At 69.4% G+C, this 23,736-nt stretch carries 16 protein-coding genes and 4 pseudogenes; 11 read left to right on the forward strand and 9 right to left on the reverse strand.

From position 1 onward, the window contains the following. Positions 1–25 precede the first annotated feature (25 nt). From OG509_RS37855 to OG509_RS37865, 3 genes and pseudogenes are all read left to right on the forward strand, one after another. Positions 26–430, forward strand: a complete 405-nt coding sequence (locus OG509_RS37855; protein ID WP_406187108.1) for a peptidoglycan-binding protein — start codon at positions 26–28, stop codon at positions 428–430. A gap of 336 nt (positions 431–766) precedes the next feature. Continuing rightward, positions 767–1,168, forward strand: coding sequence for a hypothetical protein (locus OG509_RS37860; protein WP_406187109.1), 402 nt, complete (start codon positions 767–769; stop codon positions 1,166–1,168). A gap of 143 nt (positions 1,169–1,311) precedes the next feature. Continuing rightward, positions 1,312–1,413: pseudogene (locus OG509_RS37865) on the forward strand (IS5/IS1182 family transposase); the annotation flags it as partial. A gap of 272 nt (positions 1,414–1,685) precedes the next feature. Here the strand turns inward: OG509_RS37865 and OG509_RS37870 are convergent. Then, positions 1,686–3,812 (reverse strand): NACHT domain-containing protein, encoded by a 2,127-nt coding sequence (locus OG509_RS37870; protein WP_406187110.1) that lies wholly within the window; start codon positions 3,810–3,812, stop codon positions 1,686–1,688. Positions 3,813–4,429: 617 nt separating this feature from the next. On the opposite strand from OG509_RS37870, the gene OG509_RS37875 reads away from it, so the two are divergent. Further along, on the forward strand, positions 4,430–4,621 hold the full coding sequence (locus OG509_RS37875; protein WP_406187111.1) for a hypothetical protein: 192 nt from the start codon (positions 4,430–4,432) through the stop codon (positions 4,619–4,621). Between the two features lie 407 nt (positions 4,622–5,028). On the opposite strand, the gene OG509_RS37880 is transcribed toward OG509_RS37875, so the two are convergent. Beyond that, positions 5,029–5,766, reverse strand: coding sequence for a dienelactone hydrolase family protein (locus OG509_RS37880; protein WP_406187112.1), 738 nt, complete (start codon positions 5,764–5,766; stop codon positions 5,029–5,031). A 401-nt stretch (positions 5,767–6,167) separates the two neighbouring features. After that, positions 6,168–6,299, reverse strand: a complete 132-nt coding sequence (locus tag OG509_RS37885) for a hypothetical protein (protein ID WP_406187113.1) — start codon at positions 6,297–6,299, stop codon at positions 6,168–6,170. 246 nt (positions 6,300–6,545) lie between these two features. Between OG509_RS37885 and OG509_RS37890 the strand changes: the two genes are divergently transcribed. After that, entirely contained in the window at positions 6,546–7,271 is a 726-nt protein-coding gene (locus OG509_RS37890) for a hypothetical protein (protein ID WP_406187114.1), read from the forward strand. Positions 7,272–7,324: 53 nt separating this feature from the next. On the opposite strand, the pseudogene OG509_RS37895 reads toward OG509_RS37890, so the two are convergent. Continuing rightward, positions 7,325–7,639: pseudogene (locus OG509_RS37895) on the reverse strand (transposase); the annotation flags it as partial. 180 nt (positions 7,640–7,819) lie between these two features. Between OG509_RS37895 and OG509_RS37900 the strand changes: the two are divergent. The 3 genes from OG509_RS37900 to OG509_RS37910 all read left to right on the forward strand — a co-directional run bounded on the left by OG509_RS37900 (position 7,820) and on the right by OG509_RS37910 (position 12,143). Next, positions 7,820–7,972 carry a hypothetical protein gene (locus tag OG509_RS37900; RefSeq protein WP_406187115.1) on the forward strand — a complete coding sequence of 51 codons (153 nt, stop codon included), beginning with the start codon at positions 7,820–7,822 and terminating at the stop codon, positions 7,970–7,972. A gap of 123 nt (positions 7,973–8,095) precedes the next feature. Then, positions 8,096–11,158 (forward strand): hypothetical protein, encoded by a 3,063-nt coding sequence (locus OG509_RS37905; RefSeq protein ID WP_406187116.1) that lies wholly within the window; start codon positions 8,096–8,098, stop codon positions 11,156–11,158. Positions 11,159–11,333: 175 nt separating this feature from the next. Next, on the forward strand, positions 11,334–12,143 hold the full coding sequence (locus OG509_RS37910) for an IS5 family transposase (RefSeq protein WP_406187117.1): 810 nt from the start codon (positions 11,334–11,336) through the stop codon (positions 12,141–12,143). 11 nt (positions 12,144–12,154) lie between these two features. Here OG509_RS37910 and OG509_RS37915 read toward each other — a convergent pair. Continuing rightward, positions 12,155–13,086: pseudogene (locus tag OG509_RS37915) on the reverse strand (transposase); the annotation flags it as partial. 507 nt (positions 13,087–13,593) lie between these two features. Further along, positions 13,594–13,968: a hypothetical protein gene (locus OG509_RS37920; RefSeq protein ID WP_406187118.1), complete on the reverse strand. Its 375-nt coding sequence runs from the start codon at positions 13,966–13,968 to the stop codon at positions 13,594–13,596. A gap of 652 nt (positions 13,969–14,620) precedes the next feature. On the opposite strand from OG509_RS37920, the gene OG509_RS37925 reads away from it, so the two are divergent. Further along, the gene (locus tag OG509_RS37925; RefSeq protein ID WP_406187119.1) at positions 14,621–15,355 is read left to right on the forward strand and encodes an alpha/beta hydrolase; all 735 of its coding nucleotides are present in this window, start codon (positions 14,621–14,623) and stop codon (positions 15,353–15,355) included. 237 nt (positions 15,356–15,592) lie between these two features. Here OG509_RS37925 and OG509_RS37930 read toward each other — a convergent pair. Then, positions 15,593–16,091: pseudogene (locus OG509_RS37930) on the reverse strand (SMI1/KNR4 family protein). Positions 16,092–17,054: 963 nt separating this feature from the next. On the opposite strand from OG509_RS37930, the gene OG509_RS37935 reads away from it, so the two are divergent. Next, positions 17,055–17,789, forward strand: coding sequence for a DUF1775 domain-containing protein (locus tag OG509_RS37935; protein ID WP_406187120.1), 735 nt, complete (start codon positions 17,055–17,057; stop codon positions 17,787–17,789). A 414-nt stretch (positions 17,790–18,203) separates the two neighbouring features. Beyond that, positions 18,204–20,114 (forward strand): copper resistance CopC/CopD family protein, encoded by a 1,911-nt coding sequence (locus OG509_RS37940; protein WP_406187121.1) that lies wholly within the window; start codon positions 18,204–18,206, stop codon positions 20,112–20,114. A gap of 440 nt (positions 20,115–20,554) precedes the next feature. Here the strand turns inward: OG509_RS37940 and OG509_RS37945 are convergent, their stop codons facing one another. Together OG509_RS37945 and OG509_RS37950 are read right to left on the reverse strand one after the other, a co-directional pair. After that, positions 20,555–21,985, reverse strand: a complete 1,431-nt coding sequence (locus OG509_RS37945) for a DUF2252 domain-containing protein (RefSeq protein ID WP_406187122.1) — start codon at positions 21,983–21,985, stop codon at positions 20,555–20,557. A 432-nt stretch (positions 21,986–22,417) separates the two neighbouring features. Continuing rightward, positions 22,418–23,701 carry a cation:proton antiporter gene (locus OG509_RS37950; RefSeq protein WP_406187123.1) on the reverse strand — a complete coding sequence of 428 codons (1,284 nt, stop codon included), beginning with the start codon at positions 23,699–23,701 and terminating at the stop codon, positions 22,418–22,420. Positions 23,702–23,736 lie beyond the last annotated feature (35 nt).

Genomic DNA, 23,736 nt, shown 5'->3' on the forward strand with positions numbered 1-23,736 from the left:
CCTTCACCGAAAGGAAGCTCCTGGCATGAACACCATCAGGCGTACGGCGACCCGCGTCGGGGTCCTGGGCGCGACGCTGCTCATGGCCGCCGGATTCACCGCCCCGCAGGCATCGGCCCAGACCGGCTACCTGGAGTCGTGCACGAACCAGGTCGGTACGCGCTGGGCGTCCAACGGCTGGCCCGTCCCGGCCGTGGACCTCGCCAGGGGCTCCACGGGCGACTGCGTACGGGCGCTCCAGTGGGCGCTGGTCCGCACGGGGTTCGTCAACTCCGCCGATGCCCCGACCTTCATGGACGGCGACTTCGGCCCCAAGATCGAGGCGGCCGTGCTGCGGTTCCAGTCGAAGTACCCGCGGGAGACCGGCGGCCCGGACGGCATTGTCGGCATCAAGACGTGGGGATACCTCATCCCCGCTGCGGAGGGCTAGGTTCTGTCTCCGGGTTGTGATCTTCGGGTTCTTGCCGACGCGGGGAGGAACCCGCTCCCGCTGCCCGCCCGAACGCGGCGGTGCCGGGCCTGCGGACCGCTGGAGCGCTTGGTGGCCGGCCATCTGCGGCCCGCAGTTCACGACGGTGCTGCCGGTGCCCCGGCCGGGTTGGGCTCCGGCGGTCAGTAGGCGGTCAGTAGGCGGTCCGGGCGTACGGCGGCCTCCCGATGTCCTGGCCGCCCATGTCTGCCGTCGTACGGTGCGCCCACGAGACCGGATCCGGGTGTGGCCACAGGGCCGGCCTGCGTTAGGTTCGCTCCCATGAAGGTCACCCCTATGAACTCATTGGCTCAGGTGTACGACAGGGAGTTCCGGGTGCGAGGTCTGCGCCAACAGGGCTGGGGGCGGGGGCTGATGGCCGTAGCCGTGCTCATCTGGCTGTGGCTCGGCTACCTACTCCTCTTTCCCTTCAGCGTAGACCAGGGCGCGAAGTTCAGGTCCGTCGAATGCGAGTCCCGCGCCTTCCACCAGAACGGGAAATTCGCCGTGTCCTACCGGACGGACGAGGGGGAGCGCTGCGACGCCGAGCGTGACTGGGGACCGATTACGGCGGGTCTCCTGCTTTCCCTCCCCTTCGCCGTCCTTGGCACCGGCCTGTACGTGTCGGGAACCTCGATGCTCCGCACCGCCGCGTACGCCGCGGACATCGCCCGCCTGAACGCAACCAGGGAGGCCTGAGCCGCCGGTTCCCGTCAGGCTGAGGCGCGCGCCGAGAAGGCCGGAGGAGCCGCGGGCCGGCGTGCAGTCGTCGGGCCCCGCAGTTCGCAGGCCATACGGGCGGTGCCGGCGGCGAGCTCCGGGGCGTACCGGGCCAGGACAACGTGCCGGGTCGGAAGCGAGGCCTGGCCACGGACGTACTGGGCCGCCTGGTCATCGCCGTGGTCGTGCCGGCAGCCTCGGCGCACGACAACGCCGGAGGCATCGCACCGCGCTGCTGGACCGGGTCACCGTGCGATCGGACTCGCGTGATCAGCCGGGTGAGCTGACGGGGTGGACGCGGCAGTCCAGGACCGCCCGCTGCCCGCGTAGCGGTCTGTTCCATCCCGGAACAGATTGATTAGCGGTCTTCTTCGGGTCACGCCAGGAGACGGTGCTTCGGAGCGGGTGGGCAGGGTTTCGTACCCACGGGCGAGACGCGGTCGTGGTTGCCGGGGTGGTCGGTGATGCGGTGATGCGTGCGCGGCAGCGTCCAGAGCTACTCGGCTGAGGGCAGCCGACGGAGCGACTTCCGGCCCCGGGGTGTCAGGTTCGGGTCCTGGGCCAGCTCGTCGCGCACCGCCATCGCTGACGGATGGCCGACCTCAGCCACGAGGTGCACCGCCACCACACGCAAGGGCTCTTCCAGATCAGGGTCGCGGGCGAAGTGCAGGAGATCCTCCGCACCCCGCGGATCGTCGTGAAGGGCGACCACGTAGGCCGCGTTGATCCGCGTCAGGGCCGGACAGGCGGGATCGTCGGCGATGGCCCGCAACCGCCCGACGCCGTACGCCTCGTCGACCGCAACCACGACGAGCGCCGCCTTGAACCAGAACTCGCCACCGGCACGGGCGTCGATCCAGCCGGCGAGGAGGTCGAGGCCGCGTTGCCGGCGAAGATCGATGAGCCGCCATGCGATGCCGAGCCGAGTTTCGTGGTCCAGCCCTGGATCGGACGCCAGGTCCACGATCAGGTCGAGCCCGCTCTCGTCACCGGCGCGGACCATCGCCGTCGCCGCCGCCACCTGGCCCTGCACACTCGTCAGCCTCGGCGAGCGCGCCAGTTCCCGCAGAGCCGCCAGGCCCTCGGCCCGGCTCTCGGCGAAGGCCAGCAGCGCACTGGCCGCGTCGACCCGTGAGTCGTCGATCGCCAGGCCGGCGAGGGTCTCGGCCATCGCCACAGAGCTCGGATCCAGCTGATTCACCCCGTCGATGTCGATCGAGGCACCGAACCAAGCCCGTCTACCGACCTTGATGTGCCGCTTGAGCTTCTCCACCGCCCGGGCCTGCACCTCGGCCGGGAGGTAGGTGCCGAGCCGTTTCTGGGCGGCGAGGAACGTGCAGCCGCTGATGCCGGCCGATGACGGCAGCTTGGCGAGATCCGGCGCGGCGGCATCGGTGAGCCGGTCGATGAGGAACCCGGGGTAGGACGTGTTCTCACCATCGGCAGCCGCCCACATCCGCCGGCCCCAGGCGCCCACGCGGCGGTAGCCAGGAGCCGGCCGCCACGGCCAGTGCCGGCGCCGGTGGCTGTCGAGGACGCGCCGCAGCTCCGCCAAGCCGCGCTCGCGCGGATCACAGACAGCGCAGGCGGCCAAGAACTCCTCGTACGTGCGATGCGCGAACTCCAGCTCCTCGCCCTGCTGCTGGAGCACCCCGCCGCGCCGGAAGCTTGCGATGAGCTGCTCTCTCCACCACCTCACCGGCACTCCGCCGGGCGGCCTCGTGAGATCCTCCTCCAGCAGCACGTCCATGACCGACCGGACGGCGCCGCTCTCCCGCCGGCGGACGGCCACCCGCGCCAGCAACGTACGAAGGTCCGCGGGCGGCAGCGTGCCCAGAGCGACGACGTGTTCCCCCACCGTGGGGCTGAGCCAGGCCGGTGCCCCGGTGTCGCCTTGCCTGCCCGCGTGATGCTCCGGCCGGGTATCGGTGCGCGGCGTGGTCGCCATCAGCTGGCTGATGAAGGCGTCGTAGATCTCCCCACGGGTGCTGCCCAGAGGCTGGCCGGGACGGACCCGGTACAACTGGCAGAGAATGGAGCCGATCATGGGCAGCTTGACCAGGTCGGCGAGACGTGCCTCGGCGATCGCAGCCATGAGGCCGTCGACTTGAGCCGGACCGAGCCACGCCGCGGCCAGCTCCCGGACGTCATCCGCCTCGAACCGCAAAAGCTCGAAACAGACCGGCGCCGCCTCCCTCAGATCGCTCTGCTCCTGCTCGGACAGGTGTCGCGTGGCGACCACGAGGCGGTGGGTCTCTCGCCGTTCTGCGACCCACCGGACCGTATCGCGCAGCACCTCCCGGCGTGCCTGTGCGTTGGTGATCTCGTCGAGGCTGTCGAGCAGAACCAGCCAGTGAGAGCCGGGCGCCGGCGGACGGGCGAAGAACTGCGCCGCGAGAGGGGCTTCGCCGAGCGACGTGGCCGGAACGAGGACCGGCAGCGCGGCAGACCGGACTCCGGCCGACCACTGGCGGCAGACGTCGAGCTGGTGACGTCGTAAGAGCGCGGACTTGCCGCCACCGGGATCACCGAGCAGCACCACGAGCGGCCCGGTGGTGAAGACGGCGGCGATCGCCGGCCTGGCCGTCGAACGGTCGGCTGGCCGCCCGTCGTGCCAGCTCACCACCGACTGGGGAACGTAGGGCCCGGAGGCCTCCGCGTGGCTGCAGACATCGGCGAGGTACGCCTCCAGGTGGGCGCGGTCCTCGTCCACGAGGACCGCCGTACGACCCCGCCCGCCCGTCTGGGTCGGGGACCGATCCGCAGCCGCACGCTCGGCGTAGTTGTACGCACGGGTCTGGACAACGTCTGTGGCCCCCAACGCCCGCGCGACAGCCTGCGCCATCTCCGGGCTGGGCAGGACAGCCTTCTCGCCGAAGATGCCGCTCAGATGACCGAGCGACACGTTCGCCTTCTGCCGGATCGTACGCAGCGACGGCTCACCCCGCTCGTGGCGCAACCGCTTGAGCAGGTCCAGGAGTTCGCGGTGGTACCCCACCGGGCGATCACCCGATGTGGTCATCTGAGCACCCCCTCGCATCCATGCGGGGCAGAGTATCGGTCGCGATCTCGGTGTTCACTCAGTTCACTGAACACAGCGCGGTCTTCGTCCGTTCGGCCAGGTCAACAGCCCCTACATGGAAACGGCGTTCGGCGTCTCGCCGTGAACACCGCCAGATCGCTTTGGCTGGAGCCCGCGGCAGATCAGCCGTCCGTTCCATCAAGGCCCTTGGAGATGCCATGAACCGTAAGCCGTTCACCCTGCGCCAGGCCGTCCTGTGCGGCGCCGCCGTCGCCGCCGGATCCACCGTCGGAACCGTCGCCGAGACAGTCGCAAGCCATGTTCCGAGCATCGGTCCGCTCACAACCGCCGCCGTGGCGCTGTGGGTTCTCGACAAGCTCAACGCGCTCATCGACGACACCAAGTCGTAGTAGTCGATCGATCGCCACGGCGCCGCAACTTGCAGGACGCGGGGCCCGGTTCACGAACAACGCCAGCACCCCGATCATCTGGAACAACGAGGCGGAGTGCTCCCAGACGCTGTACTGGTACGCAGGGTTCTTGCCGGTGCAGTAGGGCGTCTGTGTACCCGGCTGCCAGCCGGGCTCAGGCCCCAACCGCAACGACTGCAAGCCCTGGGAGGACTTCGCGCCAAAGCCGCCATCGGCAGGACGCTCACGATCGCCGATGGCGGCTGTCAGAGCATGGGACGCGGGCTCAAAGGGGAAGGCGTCCACCATGTCTTAATCGGCATCGCCCGGATGCACAACCTCGCCTCGCCCGATAGACGAACGGGCCGCACCGCGGCCAAGCACGCCAGGGGCGACTCGAGGACTATCTACGGGGCAACCCTCAGCGTGGCGTCGAGGAGGGGGAGCAGGCGGTCCCAGTGGCGCTTCAGTCCGGCGGGGTCGAAGGCGCCGGTGTCGGACATGGTGAACCCATGGACGGTGCCGGGGTAGATCTCGGAGGTGTAGCCGACACCCGCGGCATCCAGAGCCTGGTTGAGCTCGCCCAGGGCCTCGGGCGTCAGGTCGCCTTCGGCGTGCCCGAAGTGGACCTCGGCGGTGATCTTGGCGAGGGCGTCGGGCCCGTCCGCACCCACGGGACCGTGGAATGCGGCGACGGCGGCCACCTGGCCGGGGTGGGCCGCGGCGGTGCGCGTCGCCAGAAGGCCGCCTATGCAGTAGCCGGTCACCGCGACCGGTCCAGCGGCGACCTCGGGCTGGGCGGTGAGGAAACCGAGGTAGGCGTCAGCATCGCTCAGTACACGGTCGGCGGTGTGTGCCTCGATCAGGGGCATCAGTTGGGCGAAGACCGCGGAGCGGACCTCTTCTCCGATGTACTCGGGAAGCTCGATCACCGGTGCCGGGCCGTGGCGGTAGAAGAGATTGGGGACGAGCACGTAATATCCGTGCCCGGCCAGTTCGCGGGCCATCTCCCGCAGTACGGGACGGATACCGAAGCCGTCCGCGTACATCAGCACCCCCGGGTGCCGTTCGCCACAGTCGGGGAATGCGGCGAAAGCGTCGGCCTGGCCGTCCGCGGTGGGAATGTGCAGAGTCTTGGTGGGCATGATTTCTCCTGTCGTGGTTGATGTATTGAGCTGTGATCAACACGACAGGGGGCGGAGCCCGCGAGGGAGCACCAGATCCTCGATCCAAGAGAGGGCCGGCACCGGCCCGTACGGCGCTCAGAGCAGCGCCGGGTCGCCAATCCGTGTGTGGCGCAATGCCGTCCCGGTAGTCATCGCCGCATAACGTAGCCCACCGGACGGGATCGCTGCCAGTGCTCCCCATACTCCACAGCGCTGTTCGCGATAATGATCTCGGTCGGGGCCTCGAATCCTGAACTCGGCCGACGCCCAGCCCGAGTTCGGAAGGTGCACTGCCCCAGCAGCTGCAGCCGCTATGCGCCGCGGCAGGACTACCGTGCGCCTCCCGGAGTCATCGCCGCCATCTGACAACGCCTGAAGGGCTACGCTGCGTTGCCGGCGAGGCGGGCGGCGGCCGCCCGTATCAGGGCCTCGGCCGCGTCGCGAGCGGCGACCCGACGTTCCTCCAGGACCTCGCGGGTTCGGCCCCGGCGCATCGCGTGGGTGGCAGCCACCTCGGCGGCTCGGCGGGCGAGACCGGTACCGCCGCCGAAGCGGCCGCCGCTACGGATCCGGCCGTATCTGGCCAGCCGGTGCGATCACCTCGGCGTGCTCCAGCGCAGCTTGGTGCCGCAGGCGGCGGAACCGGTCTATGCACCGGAGACACCTCACGAAGTCAGGCGTCAAGTTGACTAGGCCTCGCGATGGGGACGTTGCGGAGCAGGTTCGACTCGGAGCTCGTAGGACGGTTCAATGCCTGGGTGGTGAACTGGGCACAGATGTACGACTGGCATTCCGACGTGGACCGAGTCCCCGAGCTTCTGGATCGTTTGGAGCACGGGGACGAAGACGAGGCATGGACGGAGTTGGGACGCCGGTTGATCCTTGAGCACGACCTGGTGTCGCCCGCAGGCATCGCCGCCCTGCCCCGTCTGGTGCGTCTCGCGTCAGGGAGCACGAAGGCACGGCACCTGGCCGGAGAAATCATGGAGCGCGCGGCAGTACACCACGGCGGTGACGAGCTCCTGGCTGACAGCGCCGATGCGATCGCCGAGTTCGGCATCCTCCTGGACAGGCACCTGCAGTCCCGGCCGGCCGACTACTTGGTGACTTTCCGCGCACTGCTTGCGGTCCAGGAGCAATACCACTGGGCCAACGTCCTGGGGGATTTCACGGATGACTTCTACGACCTGCCGTGCCCTCACTGCGCGACGCAGGTGACGATTGCTATCGGCGACTACGGGCGCTACTCAGCGATCCGCGACTGGAACCTGGGCGACGTGGACCGGCGTGACCTCCGGCCGACGCCCGACGATGAGCTCGCGGGTGTCGGCCGGTGGATGCACGAGGTGGCCGTCCGGGATGGGGAATTCGGACTCGCCGAGGGAATCTCCCACATTTTCGGCAAGGCAGAGTGTCCGAGATGCGCCAGTGTCTTCACCATCGCGGATGAGTACGAGGCCGCCAACTGCCCGGTCCTGCGGTAGTCCCGCGTGGCACTGGCGCTTGGCCCTTCTGCGCTGGCGGAAACAGCCTTGCCTCACGCCGCCTGCGAGACCTCGGTGACCGATGCCGGGAAAGCCGCGGCTTCATCGAAGGCTTCACGATGCTGAAGGCAGTGGTAGAGCTGTCCGATCAGACTGTCGAAGACGTTGCGCAGGGCGGAGGCGTGCCAATCTCCGCGTTCGTCACGGCGGTGCCGGTAGCGGGCCATGGCCCCAGGTGAGGCTCGCAGGGCCGAGAAGGCCCACAGGTAGCCGGCGTGGTTGAGCCGGTCGTTCTTGATGCGGCGGCGGGTGATGCTCGACTTCTTGCCGGAAGCCCGGGTGATGGGCGATGACCCCGCATATGCCTTACTGATCGTTTCAGAAAGAGATTCGGGGCTTCCGAAGGGCAGGTACTGCCGCCCCGACCGAGCGGGAGCCGGTGGCCGCGCGGGTCTCCGTTCCGGACGGCAAGGCGTTGTGGCGTGCGTCCACTTGTGGCCCTGTGCGTTCTGGATGGCGCCCGGCCACATGTCATCCGGCCTCGCCGGATGCAGGCGCTGCGGTTCGAGGCCGACGGGCTTGTGGTGCTCGGGGCGGAAGTCCAGCCCCAGGGCCCGCGGGTGCCCGGCTTCCTGAAGCGGGCGCTGCGGGCGCGCCTCCGCAGCCGGGCACTGTTTCCGGCCAAATTCTACAAAGTCTGACGCTGTTGTGATCAGGATGTGAAGCTTTCGAGCGATTCGGAAGGCGTCATATGCCGATGGCCAGGCGCTCCCGGTCCTGGTGGCCTTGACGGCCTTTCCACCTTCTTCGCAGACGGGACCGTAATGACCACCCCGAGCACCGGAACACCTGCCACCACACCAGCGACGACCCCGGCCGGCACAACGGCCCCGGCGGGGACCTCGCCCCCGTTCGAAGTGGACAAGGCGATGCTCGACGGTCCGACGCCCAAGGACCTGCTTCCGACCACGGGCAGCTACCCGGTGGAGATCGTCCGGTACCGCTCGGTGGTGCTCACCGACATCCCCGGGGCGAAACCGGCTCGCAAGCTGACCGGCGCCATCGACCTCGGCGAAGAGAACCTGCCGTTCTACGACCGCCCGGCCGAAGGCATGATCGTCACGACGGAGCAGAGCTGGTCGGCCCAGGGCGTCACGCTCGGCCGGTTATTGCACAGCCTCGCGCTCGCGCCCGGCGAGAGCACCAAAGTCGCGGTCGTCGACTGGCAGCGCACCACCAAGGCCACCGGCACCGAAGCGGCTTCCGAGGCCGAAGCACTGTCAGGCACCACCGACCAGAACCGGTCGATCAGCGAGGTCGCCAACGCGATCGCCCACGAGGAGCAGTACGGCACGTCCCAGGCGTCCCAGAGGAGCAATTCCTCCAGCGCCGGCGCCAGCGGCGGCATCGCGTTCTTCGGTATGGGGGTCGGCGGTTCCTATAGCAATTCGTCGAACTCGGGCTTCACGACCGCGGTGTCGCGCTCGACCGGCGTCAAATCGGTCGCGGAGGAGGCGACGCAGCGCATCAGCGCGCGCACCCAGCAGCTGGCGACCGCGGCCCGCAGCCGGAACATGACGGTCGTGCGCGAGACGACGCAGCTAGAGAAGGAGCAGGTCCTCACCCGGGTCGTCACCAACTACAACCACATGCACGCGATGTCCGTGCAGTACTACGAGGTCGTCCAGGTCTACAACGTGACGACCAAGCCGACCAAGCTGGAACGCTGCCTGTTCATCCCGCTGCAAGAGCTCACCTTCAACTACACCAGCCTGCAACGGTACAAGGAGGTGCTCGCCTCGGTGGCGCCCGCGGACTGGGCGGCGAAGATCCGGGCCGCGAACCCGTTCGATACCACCGTGCGCAAGCTCGACGCGTGCACGGCACCGGAGGCGCCGTCGGTCCCCCAGGTCTTCGACGGTGTGGATCTGGCCGACATCGCCGCTTCGGCCATGGGCGTGTATGGGGTGCGCAAGTACGACGGCAGCCCGGTCCGCTTCGACCCGGTGGGCCGGCAGTGGAACCCGCTGTCCACCACCGGACTGGACGGAGACCTGGCCCGCATCGCACCGGGCAAGGACACCGTGTGGGGGCTCAGGACCGACAACATGCTGATGCAGTTCGACGGGACCACCTGGCGAACTCACGCGCAGAGCTGGCGGGCCCTGGCCCTGGCCTGCGGCTCGGACGGCACGCTCTACCTCATCGGCGGGGACAGCTCACTGGGCCAGCGTTCCCCGGACGGCACGATCCACAGCCTGAACGTCAAGGCCGACGACATCGCCGTCGTCGGCAGGGACAGGCTCTGGTACTGCCGGGAGGGCCGGACCTTCGAGCGCACCAGTTCCGGCTGGACGGAGCGGACCCCGGCACCGAACGTGAAGCGCGTGTCCGCTGGCCCGGACGGCACGCTGTGGGGCGTCACGGCCGAGGGCAAGGTCCTGGTGGTCGAAGCCGGCGCGACGACCTGGACCGCTCCCAAGAACAGCATCCTTGCCGGGGTCTCCGGGCTGGGCGACATCGTCTCGTCCGTCAACGGCGACTACTGGTTGATCCTCCCCAACGGTGCCCTTGCCCGGCTGCTCACCGCGCCGCGGGAGGCGCCCATCCCCTTCGACGTCCCGCCGAAAGCCGACTCTCCCTACGCGTCCAAGATCGACGTCTGGTACGACGAGTTCGGGATCCGCAGCCTCCAGGTGGTCTTCCCCGGCCACACCTTCCGCTGCGGCGACACCGGCGGCTCCGGCATCCAGCAGCACGCCTCCCACACCTTCACGGGCGCCGACAAGCTGCTCGCCGTCGACGCCTGGTCCGGCACGGCCGCCCGCGGCAGTCTCGCCGGGCTGCGCCTGACGATGGCCTCGGGCGTGGTCAACTTCGGGATCGCCGCGACCACCACCGCAGCGCCCGACCTGACCGAGGACGCCGGCGGCGCGGCCATCTGCGGACTGTTCGGTGCGACGGTGAAGTCCGGCACCCGCACCTACCTCGCCTCGCTCGGATTCCACGTGCGCGGCGGGAACGTTCCCCAGGCGGTCCTGGACCACCTCAACGACAACCGCCGCCACTACAGCCAGGCCGTGTGGGCCAACGCCGACGAGCTGACGCTCAGCCGCATCCTCGCCAACTACTCCTATACCCCGGCGGGCTCGAACGCCGCGCCCGTCCTGCTCGGCACGCTGCTGGACCCCAAGCCGATCGCCGCCACCGGCAACTACCTCGGCTTCCGGTGGAACTTCAACAGCGAGCAGGAACGGGAGGCGTGGACCAAGTCCCGCCAACCGGCCGACAACACGTTCGGGGCGCAGGTCACCAACACGATCGCCATCGCCACCAAGGGCGTCTTCGCCGAGGCCGTGCTCGGCCGGGCCAACTCGGCCGAGAAGATCGACCTCACCCGCTTCTGGAACTGGAAGGACTCGCCCATCCAGATCACACCGGCCGACATCGCGCCGGTGTCCATGGGAGGGCGGGCGAAGGACCTCGATGTCACGGCGGCCGGCATGGGTGCCTCCCAGGCGAAGTTCACGCCGCTCCCGGCGATGCCCGACCCGGTCGGCCTGCAAACGGTGCAGGCCATCGCCACCGCGAACCTCTTCCGCGACATGAGCGGTCTCAACACCATGGGTCAGGTCCTCACCAAGGGCATCGAAGCCGCCGCCGGCAACGACAAGGCCGCCGGCGAACGCGCCCAGGAAGCCATGAAGACCGCCACCGAGCACCTGCAGAAGATGGCCCAGATCGCAGTCGACGCCGCCGCCAAGGCGGCACCCCTCGTGACCGGAGGCGTCGGCGGCGCCGGCAACCTCAGCGCCCTCGGCGGCATGCTGAACCAGGGCGGCAAGGCCGGCTCGGACACCAAGGCCGCTCCGGACGCCAAGCCCTAGCGTCTAACGGCTGGCCCGGGCCACCGCCCGGGCCAGCCCCGCCCCGCCTGAACAGCAACACCCATCACGTGGGTATGCCGGAGATCCACGGCTCACACGTCCTCTACCAGGTCAATCCCGAATGAGTCGAGCTGCGGGCCTTGCGCTCGGCGATCTTGGTCAGCAGGGTGGCCGGGTGCGTACCGATCTTGTTGCGGACCACCTGTGGAAGTGGGTGGCTCCGCTACTGCCACCCACTCCCGCGCGACGCCACCGCCATCCCGGGCGACCTCGCGTTCCGGACAGGGCGGCTCTCGCCGCCATCATGTACGTGCTGCGGACCGGCGTTGCCTGGCGCGACGTCCCCGCCGAGACCGTGGGCTGCTCCGGAGTCACGGCCTGGCGCCGGCTTCGGGACTGGACCGAGGCCGGAGTCTGGCCGCGCCTGCACGCCGCCCTGCTGACCGAACTGCGTCGCGCGGGCTCCCTGAACCTGGACGACTGCGCTGTGGACGGCTCGCATGTCCGGGCTCTCAAAGGGGGAGACCATGTCGGCCCCTCGCCGGTCGACCGCGCCCGCCCCGGCTCCAAGCACCATCTGATCGTCGACCACCATGGCACCCCGCCCGCCGTCACGCTCACCGGCGGCAACCGCCACGACGTCACCCAACTTCTCCCGTTGTTGGATGCCGTCCCGCCGATCCGGGGCCTGCGCGGCCGCCCCCGCCGCAAGCCCCGGCGCCTGTACGCCGACCGCGGTTACGACTTCGACAAGTACCGCCGTCTTCTGTGGAGGCGCGGCATCAAACCACTGATCGCCCGGCGCGGCGTCGCCCACGGTTCCGGGCTGGGCAAGGTCAGGTGGGTGGTAGAGCGCGCGTTCGCATGGCTTCACCAGTTCAAGCGACTCCGCACCCGCTACGAACAACGCGCCGACCGCCACCAGGGCCTGCTCGAACTCGCCTGCAGCATCATCTGCTTCCGACGGCTCCGAACGGCATTCTGAAACGATCAGTTAAGGCCGCGGGCGTCGGCGAACCTGTCGCGGTCGTCGCCCAGCTCGGCCAACACGCGGGCTCCGAGCTGAGGTCCCAGCCCGGGGAAGCTCAGGATGATCTCCGCGTCCTCGTGTTGGAGGAAGGCTTCTTCCACGGCCTGGGCGAGGTCGTTCACGGCGGTGCAGGCGGCTTCGAGCTGGACGAGCAGCGCGAGCATCTGCTGGCCCAGGGCCCTCTCTACGAGAGTCGGATGGTGGGCCCATTCGGCTCGGAAGATCTCCCGGAGTCGTTCGGTCTCGGCCTCGATTCCACGCTGGCGGCCGGCACGCCGGCACGCCGGAGCGCTGCGGCGATCTGGGGGCGGGGCAGGCGGGCGGCGTCGGTGGGGGTCGGAGCTACCTTGAGCAGGGCGAGGGCTTCGGGCCGGCAGAGGCCGTTCTTCCAGTGCGCGACGGCGGTCAGGGCCGCGGGGTAGTACTCGCGGAGCAGGGAGCGGAGCTGGTTGCCGACCTGCTGGCGGTTCCAAGTGGCGTCCTGTTGGGCTCGGGCGAGGACGGCGACGGCGCGTGCCTGGTCGGAGTCGTTGGGCAGAGGCCGGTGAGCATGCCGGTCCGTGCGGAGGATGTTCGCCAGGACCAGGGCGTCCCCGAGGTCGGACTTCTTCCGGGAGACGGAGTGGCGGTCCCGATAGCGGGCGGCGGCCAGCGGATTGATCGCGTAGACCTGCCGTGGACCTGCCCGGAGGAGCGCGACGAGTAGACCGCGGTTGGTCTCGATCGCGACCGGGATGGGTTCGTCCTGGATGTTCTCGTGCTCAGCAAGCAGCTCCAGCAGCACCTGGTAGCCGACTGCGTCGTCGGTGATTCGCCGCTTGGCCAGCAGTTGGCCGGCCTCGTCGACCAGTACGACGTCATGATGCTTCTCGGCCCAGTCGATTCCGCAGTAGATCAAGTGGTCCCTCCCCGGAAGGCTCGACGTTTGCGCTGGTCACGAGCGCATGCGGGCCACGCAGCGTTCTAATTCCAGGCCTCGGCCACGAGGGCCGGACCGCCACCTCACTAGCTGTTCGTGACACCAGCGCACCGCGCGGGCCTCGGTCTACTGCGGGAGCTCAACCGGCTCGGACAGATGAAGAGGTCACCGTGCGACGGGCTCGCACCACAAACTCCAACGAGTGAACGAGAGCTGAGTGGTGACGGCCGACCAGTTCAACGTGACCCGGTCTCCGGTAAGGCCTCCAGGACCCGAAACGGCATAGGTCTCCGCCCGAATCCGGACAGCCGTCACCACGCCATGTGCCGGAGCATCCTCACCTTCGGCACTGGAACAACACTCCGGCCAGCTGAGCGGACCGCTGCTGCTAGATACGAATTAGAAGCGGCACTCCAGAGCGCCGAACACAGCGGCGCGCCGGCACCGGAGCAGGTCCGTGTGCCGCCGGGCATGGGTGGGGCGGAGTCAGGGGCGGAGGTAGCTCCCGAGGTAGATGCGTGCTGCGGTCTCGCTCGTGCCCAGCGCGACGGCCACCTCCTCGATCGGTACATCGCCCGCGGCGAGCTCGTGCACCGCGTCCTGGCCCGACCGGGCGATGACGTACCGCAGATCGGCCAAGGCCTTCAACGCGACCAGCGGCTCGTCGACGGCCAAGCCGTCGAGCCGGCGGACGAGTTCGGTGAGCAGTTCGGCGAGTTCCGCAGGAAGTTGGACGGCCGCGTCCCGGATGACCGACAGGTGCGCGTCGTAGTCCGCGATCGGCCCGGACAGATCGACGTCCGCCTCGTCCAGCGGCTTGTCCTTCCGGAGCTCGGTCCAGTCGAGCGGATACTCGGCCATCCCCCGCCAGCCGCACGAGCAACTGCCCCGCAGGACCGCGGCCCGGGGCCGGCCGAACCGACCGTCGTAGATGTGCCACTCCCGCGACGACGGCACATACGAACCACTGCCCACGTCGAAATAGACCGGGCCCGGCTCACTGCCATCAGCCGGCAACACCCCCACCGAACCCTCGTGCGCCGCCCCCAACACCTTGAGCACCCTGTCCACGATGATCAAGCCCTCCCCGCAGCAAGCGATCGGGCCGGCCAGCCGGCCGGTCCACGACGCCCAGGGTGCCCCGACCGGACCGTCCACGCAGCCGGATCCACCGAAAGCGGCACGGGCGAAGTCCCCCGCCGTCAGCGCGAGGCGGTAGCCGTGCGTTGTGCCGCCGGGAGGAGGTGGCCACCGCCCGCGCGGAACTCCGAACCTGCGTCTGCGTTGGGAGGCGTCAGCGGTGCGTCGTGTTCGATGTTCGTGAGAAACGACAGCAAAACCCGTTTGGCGGACGAGACGACCACTGCTACGTTTCCTGAGGCCGTGCGAGATATCGAGGAGGTGGTACCCGTGAACGCAGTATCGACATGGGTGCTCCCCTCCGGGGTCACGGTCGGGCGATAGGCAGGTCGTCCGGGAGCGCCGTTCCAGTGCACTCCCGAAAGGCACGACCATGCATTTCACTTCCGAGCAGCGCCTCGACGAAGGCGTCCTCGAACGCGAATTCACCCTCGGTGAGATCCCCGGGATCCTGTGGACACCCGCATCCGCATCCGCGCCAGTACCGCTGATCCTGCTCGGCCACCCTCCCCTCGGGCTGCGCAAGATGTACCCCCGACTGGTGGCCCGGGCCCGGCACTCCGCGGCGGAGGGCTTCGCCACGGCCACCATCGAGCTCCCCGGGAGCGGCGACAGGCCCCGTTGGCCCGCCGTCGAGCAGGCCCGCGCCGACCTGCGCCGGGCGATGGAGGCCGGCGAGCCGGTCAGCGACGAGATCGTCGACGCCCTCGTCCTCCCGCTGGTCGACAAGGCGGTCCCGGAATGGCAGGCCGCCCTGGACGCCCTCCTCTCGCTGCCCGAGCTCGGCGGCCCGGTCGGGTACTCGGGGGGAGTGATCTCCATCGGCATCCGGCTGGCGGTGGTCGAGCCTCGTATCTCGGCCGCCGTTCTGTTCTCCGGGAGTTTCGTGCCCCGCGCCCTGTTCGAGGAGGCCCGGCAGGTCACCATTCCACTGCACGTCCTGCTGCAGTGGGACGACGAAGGGAACGACCGGCAGGCGGCCCTGGACCTGTTCGACGCCTTCGGCTCCAAGGAGAAGTCCCTGCACGCCCATCTCGGCGGGCACACCGGCGTCCCGCAGTACGCGGGGGACGCGGCGGCCCAGTTCCTCACCCGACATCTGAAGTGAGGCCGGGCCGCAGACGGTAGCTGATGTCGGCCGGCATCCCGCTCATCGAGGACAGGTCCCGGCCGTCCGTAGCTCTCTACGCAGCGGGCCCCTGCTGAACTCTCGGCAGGGGCCCGTCCCGGCTGAAATCATGAACCGTTCGATTCCTGCAGAGTGTCGAGTGGTGCCCAAAACTCGTGCACAGGTGTTGTCGGTTCAGGGGTTCTGGCTCACATTCCGTGTAGCTGTTACGGAGAGTTAGATCATCGGGGACATGCGATGGCGGTTTGGATGTGCACGAAGACGAGGTGAGGTGAGTTCCAGGGCCCGGTTGTCGCGTCCGGCGCTCATGTGGTTGAGCCAGCGTTCGTACCAGTCGACGAAGTCGGTGGCGGATGAGACGTTGGGGCCCCAAAACCCATCGCTGTCACCGACGAGGAAGCGGCCGGTGAGGGACCGGTCACCGCAATGACACATACGTCGGTGCAGCCCATCTCGATGAAGCGAAGGAAGAGGTCGCGTCCGTGGCCCCGGGTCCTGCGCTGTCGAAGCCGCGGGGTGCCCCCGGTTCTCCGTGCGGATTCATGACCATCAGGGAACACCGCTCCAGCGGCATGAGGCCGTAGAACGGCGCCGCGCTTGAGCCGCCGATGTGCGTAAGGAACTTGTGGTGCTCTTCCCCGAAGGAGTGGCTGCGCAGCGGTTGGAACGGGATCGCGGCCAGCTTGCGACGCAGTCGGGGTATGCGGGGATCCATGGTGCATCCGCAGGAGGGCGAAGCTGGCCCGGCCGGACCTCTGGCGCTTGAGCATCTTGATCCGGTTGACGTGTCCTTTGACCGGACGTACGAGGGCATTCGGGCGGGTCTCCTTCCCTTCCGGCTCGCCGGCCGATGGCTGCCCGGCCCAATGCCCACCACCACTGCGCTGGGCCCGATCTGGAAAGCTGCTCGTCAATTGATAGTTGGGGCCTGACGGCGGCGCGGGCCGTGGAAGATGGGCCCGACATGACCGGAGCCCAGGCAAGGATGCGCTCGTGTCCGCAGCCCGAGTGGCGGAGCGGACGGTGGCTGCGGGTTGCCGTGTTCACGCTGCTGAGCTCGGCGTTGGCCGTCGTAAGCCATCAACTGGCATCGGGGGACCCGATCGCCTGGCACCGGGTGGCGCGCGGGGTGGCGATCGCTTTCGTCCTGTCGTGGCTCGTGGCTCGGACATCCCGGCCTTGGTGGCTCGTGGTCACGGCCACCGGAGTCGCTCAACTCGTCCTGCACCGCAATCTGTCCGTGCACCAGCCGGCATGTCTCGGACCCGCCGAAGGTCACGGCGCGGTACCCCACATCGCGCGCGCCGCACACCAGAGCATGTGGGCGATGGCGGCAGCCCATTGTGTGGCCGCATGTGTCATGGCTCTCCTCATGTACCGCGCCGACCGGGCGCTCAGCCGTCTGCCGCAGACGATGAGCCGATGGGCCCAGAGGGCGGTGGCAGCCGCAGCCGCGGCCTTCGGCGCCCTCTGCCGGCCGGGGCTCAAGCCGCACTCACACACCGGGCCCGTGCGGCACGACGGACTTGCCCCAAGTCCGTCGGCGGCGGCGATGCTCTGCCACGCAGTGGTACGTCGGGGGCCTCCTGCCGGGTGTGCAGGAGACGTTCCCCTTGATCCCGGCGGGCAGCGCCCCTGCGGGATGAAGCCCGCCCCCGTACCGAGAGGCTCCTCCACCATGACCGGAACACACACCCGTCCTCGTCTTCGCACCCTGGCACTCGCGGGCCTCGGTGCCCTGGTGGCCGTCGGCGTGAGCGCCGGGCCGGCCGCCGCACACGCCGAGGTCACGGCCTCCGACCCGCGCGCCCTCGCCGAGAACGTCACCCTCTCCTTCACCTCCGAGGCGGAGTCGGACAGCGCGGGCATCGCGGAGCTGCGGGTCGTACTCCCGAAGGGCATCACCCCGGACGCCGTGACGCTGAAGGATGCCCCCAAGGAGTGGAAGCTCACGGCCACCCCCGACGGATACTCCGTCGGTGGCACTGCTCTGGCCACCGGTGTCGACGCCGCGTATAGCATCACGGTGCGCCAGCTGCCCGACGAGAAGTCGCTGGCCTTCAAGACCCTCGAAACCTACGGCGACGGAAAGATCTCCCGCTGGATCGAGGTCCCCACCGACGGGCAGAAGGTCGACAACCCGGCCCCCGTGCTCGAACTGAAGGCAGCGGCACCCGGGGCCAAGCCGATTGCCCCGAGTCCCTCGCAGACGCCGAGCGCCGTCCCGTCCGTGCAGTCGTCGGCGGCGGCTCCTTCTACGCCCGCCGCTGCCGCGAGCGCGGAGACGGCGAACGGCAAGGAGGCGGGCAGCAATACCGGAGCGGTGCTCGGCGTGGTGGCGGCCGTCGTGGCGCTGGCCGCCGCCGGCACCTTCTGGTGGCTGCGCCGCAGCCGCAGCCGCAGTCAGGCCTGACCGAAGTGGCAGGGGCGGGGCCTGGCCTGCATGGTGCACCCGCCCCTGCCGCCTGGTACGGCCCGGGAACCCGTGCGGCGACAGGAGGCAGGGGCGGGTGGCAGGCCGGAGGTCCGTGCCGGGGTGCCGGGCCGTACCAGGCGTACCGGGATGGGGAGTCCGGAACGGCGGGCGCAATGTACAAGGAGAACGCCCGATCCGAGACGCACGTACCCAGCTTTAGCGGAAGTTGCTTAACCGGCTCGGGTCTCCGTCCGGCAGCACTATGGTCCACATCTCGGCATCAGTCCCAGCCCTGCCGGAGTCAGCCGTGTCGCCTCCCGTGAGTCACACCGTCCGACTGCCGCTCCGCACGATCGAGTCCCGGGTGGCGACGGCCCCCGCTCACGACCGCCACCCCGGAGACCGCCCGTCATGCACACAGGATCACCTCCTGCCAGGAAGCTGCCGACCGTCCTGGTACTGGTCGGCGCCGTACTCGCCCTGATACTCGGCGGGGCCGGGCCCGCCCTCGCGCACACCGCTCTCAGCGGTTCCGATCCCGCGGACGGAACCGTCCTCGACGCACCGCCCCGCCAGGTCACGCTCACGTTCACCGAGTCGGTCAACTTTCCCGACGAAGCGCTCCGGGTGCTGTCCCCGGCCAACGAACGCGTGAACCCCGGCCCGGCGCGGCATGCCGACGGCAAGGGGAACACGGCCCGGGTGGAACTGTCCGACAAGCTGCCCCAAGGCACCTACACGGTGGCCTGGCGGGTCGTCTCCGCCGACAGCCACCCGATCTCCGGCGCGTTCACCTTCTCCGTCGGCAAGCCCTCCGAGACTGCCGCCGCGGTAGCGACCGGTTCACCGGACGACACGGCAGTCGGCCGCCTCTACGGCTTCTTCCGCTACGTCGCCTACAGCGGACTCGCCCTCCTCGTGGGCGCGGCCGCGTTCATCCTCCTGTGCTGGTCCGCGGCGGCTGCGCTCCGCCCGGTACGACGGCTGCTGGTTGCCGGGTGGGCAACCCTGGCAGCATCCACCGTGGTCCTCTTCCTCCTGCGCGGCCCGTACGAGACGGCGGACCCGCTGATGTCGGCGTTCGACCTGGCCCAGTTGGGCCGAACCGCCACCGGGAGGCCCGGGACCGCACTGATCGTACGGCTCGTGCTGCTGCTCGCGGCCGCCGCTGTGATGCGGTGGCGTCCGCCTGTGCGACTCGCCGACCAGGACGACGAATCGCAACCGCCGGACCTCGATCTCCGTAGCCGCCTGACCGGGGCAGGGTTCGCCTTGGGCCTGGCGTTCACCTGGACCGCCGCCGAACATGCCTCCGCCGGGCTCCAGGTGCCGCTCGCCGTTCCGGTCGCGGCGCTCCATCTCCTGGCCATGGGGGTCTGGTTGGGCGGCATGGTCACGCTGGTGATCGCCCTGCGAGCCCCAGGGGCCGACGGCCGCGGCGTCCCCGCGCCCGCGGTGGGCCGCTTCTCGGCGCTGGCGTTCACCGCGGTCGCCGTTCTGGTCGGCACCGGGGTGTACCAGTCCTGGCGGCAGGTCGGCTCATGGGAGGCGCTGACCACCACGTCGTACGGCAGGACCCTCATCGTGAAGGTCGCCGTCGTGGTCCTCGTGCTGTACGTGGCGTCGTACTCACGCCGCTGGACCGCCCGCCTCTGCCACGAACCGCCGTCGGCCGCCGAGGCATCGAGGACGCCCGACCACGATCAGGTACGAGTGGCAGAGATGGTGGGGGCGCCCGGTTCCCCGGGGGTGACGGGCTTCAGCAGCGGGTCCGACGCCCCCGCCGCAGGCCAGTCGGACGATGCCGCCGGGTCTCCGCCCGTCGACGGGGCCGACCGGTACCGGCGCAGCCTGCGCCGCACCGTTATGGCCGAAGCAGCACTCGGCGTGGTGGTCCTGGCGATCACCACCCTGCTCACCGGCACCCAACCCAGCCGCGCCGCGGCCGCCGAGTCGGCCTCGGTCGGCGTCGGGCAGGAGCCGCGGGTGAAGGTGGTCACGCTTCCGTTCGACATGGGGACGGCCAACCACCGCGGCAAGATCCAGATCACGCTGGCCCCAGGACGCGTAGGCGAGAACACGGTCGAGGCCGTCGTCTACACCGACGACGGCGGCATCGCCACCGTCCCCGAGCTCCGCCTCGCCCTCACCCAGCCCGACCTGGCGATCGGCCCGCTCGATGCCAAGCTGAAGAACCAGAAGGGTTACTGGGCCGCATACGACCTGCGGCTGCCCATGCCCGGCGAGTGGACCATCGATCTCACGGTGCGCACCTCCGACATCGACCAGATCACCGTGCACGGGACCGTGCGCATCACGTAGCCACCACGATGGCAGCGGCCCGTACGTCCGGATCCGCCGCCGTGCCGGCGCTGGGACGGCGGTGCCCATCACCCGGACGGCCCACCGTCGCACGCGGCGCCCGGGGACGGTGTTCCAGCATCGCAGTGACTGTTCCCCGCGCCATGACGGCGCTTCATATGACGGCCGAGGGAGACCATGGGTTGGAAAGGCACGGGGGAGAGCGGCACCGCCGAGCGAGAAGCCCCCACGGAATCCGCTGGACGCGGATCCGGTCACGGTGGCCGCGCCGGGTCAGGTGCCCACGCTCCGCCGGCGGATCCGGTGGTTCTCCCGCTCAAGGCGAGGAGCGCGGAGGGTTTGGTCCGGACGAAACCCATCTCATCGCCCGCGGGCGTACCACGAACATGGTGGAGCGGAAGGCTCGGCTGGTTCCGGGCGCCGACAAGGCCGTGCGACGGTCAGGCTGTGGGGAGTTCCTGCGCCGGTAGCCGGCCTGCGCGTATAGCGTCGACCAGGGCTTGATGGTCGCGTTCGTTCTGGTCGGCGTAGGCCTCGGCGAAGGTGACGAGCGCCCGGTCGAAGACGTCGCTGCGGCCCAGGTACGCGGCGATCGCGATCCGGTCGCCCGACCGCGCGTGCGCGCGGGCGAGGGTGATGCCGCACACGTCGCCGAAGGCCGCCAGCTGTCGGGGCGACATCGTCTCCGGCATGGCGATGCCCTTCCAGTCGCGTAGCTGACGGACGTAGAAGTCACGCTGCTTGCCGTCGATCCCGTCCACCCGGTGCCAGCCGAGGAAGATGTCGCTCGCTGCCTGCATCAACCGCTGTCCGGAGACCACGCGCTCGCCCTGGTTGCGGTACCGGCTCGCGCCGACGTGCTCGGCAAGCACGGAAGTGTCTGCTTCCTTGGCCTGGAGAAAGAGCGGGTCGCGGCCGTCGCGGCCGAGGAGCAGGAAGATCCAGCAGCGGGTGCCGACGCTGCCGACGCCGACCACTTTGCGGGCGACGTCCGCCAGCCGGTAGTCCTCCAGGAGGGCCCGCCGGTCGGTGCTCAGAGTACGGCCGTAGTGTTCGAGCAGGCTGCGGAACTGCCGCACGAGCGCGCTGCGCTCGCGGTCCGGCATGAGGTCTGCGATCGGCACCAGCAACGGGGGGTCCGCCGCGATCCTGGGCTGGCCATCGACCAGCTCCGTGAGTTTGTCGAAGACCTGCAGACTGTCGCGCGAGCGGGCCTTGGCTATGTTGCTGGCCAGCTGCTTCTGTCCGCGCTTGCGGAGCTGCTGTGTGGCGAGGGCCTCGAGGCGGTCTGCGTCGAGGCTCGCGTACCAGACGGCGAGGTTGCCCGTGTCGGCAAAGCCGGTCATCGCCTCGCGGTACGCACGGACGGCGGTGCTCACGATCTGTGCGCGCTCGGCGTCGTCGAAGCCGTTCGCCCGGGCGGCGATGACGAGACTCGTGGACAGTCGTTTGACGTCCCATTCCCAGGGGCCGGGCAGTGTTTCGTCGAAGTCGTTGATGTCGAACATCAGCCGCCGCTCCGGAGAGGCCAGCAGCCGGAAGTTCAGCAGGTGCGCGTCCCCGCAGAGCTGGGCGGTGATTCCCGAGCCGGGACTGCCGGCCAGGTCGGACGCCATGATCGCGGCGGCTCCCCGGTAGAATCGGAAGGGGGACTCCGACATCCTGCTGTAGCGGATCGGGACCAGCTCGGATACCCGCGCCGCGGACTGCGCCTCAAGGATCGCCAGTGGGTCCGGTCGGTCCGGAGGCGGCCGGTAGACGGCATGCGACGACCTTGGCGAGCGGCTCCGGGCCTCTTTGCCCTGGGCCGCGCGCTCCTGGGGCGTGCTGTGGGGCACCGCGCGCATCGCGGTGGCCGCGCTTTCGGACATCAATGCACTCCTGCCTGACGCTGCGGTCCTCACGATGGGAACGGCGCCCTGCTCTGGGCGCCGTGTCCAGTGGCGCCGTGGGTCGCCTGCGTCAGCCTCGGGCGTCGATCTCGGCCTCGGCGACTGCGATGGCGACCAGCACGTCCTGCAACTGCTCGGCGGTCAGACCACCGGTGTCTCCTTCCTCCAACCCTAGAACCCCTCCCGATCCGGCGCACGGGGTAGCCGTGGTCAGCATGTGAGGCAGCGCTCAGGGAGGCCGAGCCTCGGCCTCCCTGAGACGGCTGTTGGTCTCCTTGACGCGGGTCCAACCGTCCCCACCTCGGTTCTCGTATGGCTACGACCAACGGGCATGTGTAGCACTGGGTGACGTTGGGGGCTGCGGTGGCCGCGAGGACCGGCCGTGCAGCGGATCGCGGTATCGGTCTCCCTTCAGCGCGGCGCGTCCTCGCGGGCGAGTGCGTTCTCGCGCAGGTTCGGTTCCAAGCGGAGTGTCCTGGTGAACCATTCGCCGTAGCGGTTTCCCAGGAAGGGAGCTGAAGCCCCGTGCAGGATGATGCTCAGGCCCACGGTCACACCGATGACCTCGCTCAGCAAGGTCCCCCCGGGCAGGTGCTCCTCCAGGGCGAGCAAGCCGAACACCAAGGAAGCGAGCCCACGCGGACCGAACCAACCGATGTAGGCCACGGAGGCGGCGCGCAGCCCGGTGCCGGCCAGCGCGAGAGTGACGGGCAGCATCCGCAGGATGGTCAGGCTGATCAGCGCGTAGACGATCGTCCGCCACGTCAGGTGCTGGAGCGTTGGTCCCAGGATGACCGCGCCGAAGACGAGGAAACTCAGTGAGGCGAGCAGGAGGCCGAGTCGTTCAGTGAATCTCGTGCTCTGAGCTGGATGCCCATCCTGGGTACGGATGCCTTGGTCGGGGGGCGTCCGGCGCAGGTGGATGCCGAACGCGAGGCCGGCGACCCAAGCGCCGATGAAGCCGCTGCCTTCGGTCGTGACACACAGCGCGTAGGCGATCACTGGAACGGCGAACACCAGGAACTGGCGCCAGTCGGGGCGGCTCCATCCATGGGAGAGCGACCAGCGCAGCAGGCTTGCCCCGGTCCAGCCGGCGGCGAGTCCGATCGCGCCGCTCAGCAGCAGCGCGCGCAGGAACGTCTCGGCGATGCTCGGATGGCCGTGGCCCTCACCGGCGGCAGCCAGTGCCAGGACGAAGAAGGGAAGCGCCAGACCGTCGTTCAGACCGGATTCGACGGACAGGCCGCCGCGGACCAGGGCCGGCACCTGCTTGTTGGAGACGGCCTGCTGGCCGAGCGCGGCGTCCGTCGGTGCCAGGATGATGCCGGCCAAGGCCAGCTCCCACAGACTCAGACCGGGCAATAGCGGCCAGGCCGCCAACCATCCCAGAGCCATTGTGGCCGGCAGGCCCACCGTAAGCAGCCGCAGCGGCAGGAACTCCTCCCGGCGCAGGTCCCGGGCCCTGATCTTTGCCGCGTCCGCGAACAGCAGGAGCACCAGTGCGCTCTCCAGCAGCGCCCGCGTGCTCTCGGGATCCTTCGCACGGTCCAGCAGGTCCAGGCCCAGCGGGCCGATCGCCAGCCCGAACAGCATGAACACCAACGGTCCCGAGAGCACCGTGGTCGACAGGCGCCGCGAGAGCGCCCCGTAGCCGAGGACCACACCCCCAGCGATCACGATGGCCCATTCGCTCATCCGTACTCCTCACCCTGGGCATCCGTCGTCGTCGG

The organism is Streptomyces sp. NBC_01006, from assembly GCF_045162725.1.
Lineage (GTDB): Bacteria > Actinomycetota > Actinomycetes > Streptomycetales > Streptomycetaceae > Streptomyces.

What these genes read in the sequence shown, in the direction of transcription:
- OG509_RS37855 (WP_406187108.1), top strand. Translation starts at nt 26, where the DNA reads ATGAACACCATCAGGCGTACGGCGACCCGCGTCGGGGTCCTGGGCGCG.
- OG509_RS37860 (WP_406187109.1), top strand. Translation starts at nt 767, where the DNA reads ATGAACTCATTGGCTCAGGTGTACGACAGGGAGTTCCGGGTGCGAGGT.
- OG509_RS37875 (WP_406187111.1), top strand. Translation starts at nt 4,430, where the DNA reads ATGAACCGTAAGCCGTTCACCCTGCGCCAGGCCGTCCTGTGCGGCGCC.
- OG509_RS37880 (WP_406187112.1), bottom strand. Translation starts at nt 5,766, where the DNA reads ATGCCCACCAAGACTCTGCACATTCCCACCGCGGACGGCCAGGCCGAC.
- OG509_RS37900 (WP_406187115.1), top strand. Translation starts at nt 7,820, where the DNA reads ATGCAGGCGCTGCGGTTCGAGGCCGACGGGCTTGTGGTGCTCGGGGCG.
- OG509_RS37905 (WP_406187116.1), top strand. Translation starts at nt 8,096, where the DNA reads ATGACCACCCCGAGCACCGGAACACCTGCCACCACACCAGCGACGACC.
- OG509_RS37920 (WP_406187118.1), bottom strand. Translation starts at nt 13,968, where the DNA reads ATGGCCGAGTATCCGCTCGACTGGACCGAGCTCCGGAAGGACAAGCCG.
- OG509_RS37925 (WP_406187119.1), top strand. Translation starts at nt 14,621, where the DNA reads ATGCATTTCACTTCCGAGCAGCGCCTCGACGAAGGCGTCCTCGAACGC.
- OG509_RS37935 (WP_406187120.1), top strand. Translation starts at nt 17,055, where the DNA reads ATGACCGGAACACACACCCGTCCTCGTCTTCGCACCCTGGCACTCGCG.
- OG509_RS37940 (WP_406187121.1), top strand. Translation starts at nt 18,204, where the DNA reads ATGCACACAGGATCACCTCCTGCCAGGAAGCTGCCGACCGTCCTGGTA.
- OG509_RS37945 (WP_406187122.1), bottom strand. Translation starts at nt 21,985, where the DNA reads ATGTCCGAAAGCGCGGCCACCGCGATGCGCGCGGTGCCCCACAGCACG.
- OG509_RS37950 (WP_406187123.1), bottom strand. Translation starts at nt 23,701, where the DNA reads ATGAGCGAATGGGCCATCGTGATCGCTGGGGGTGTGGTCCTCGGCTAC.